At 56.9% G+C, this 202-nt stretch carries 1 protein-coding gene; it reads left to right on the forward strand.

Annotated features, from left to right (window positions below):
• Nucleotides 1-36: 36 nt before the first annotated feature.
• The coding region (locus tag AC2FA3_RS15745; RefSeq protein WP_490510419.1) for a hypothetical protein at nt 37-202 on the forward strand (166 nt) is incomplete at its 3' end.

A 202-nucleotide genomic window follows, 5' to 3' on the forward strand; every position in this document is an offset into this window, starting at 1 on the left:
ACTGGCATCAATGCTGGCAACAAGAAGATCACCGGTGTGTTAGCGGGAGACAGCGCAACGGATGCCGTGAACTATGAGCAGCTCACAGGACTTGCGACCGTCGGTAACGACAAGATCAATCAACTCGGCGGCAACAGCGCAAGCCACTTAGGTGGCGGCGCAACTTACAACGCGACGACTGGCGCCATCACAGCCCCAAGTT

The organism is Janibacter sp. CoH_79_TC_3 (assembly GCF_058197955.1).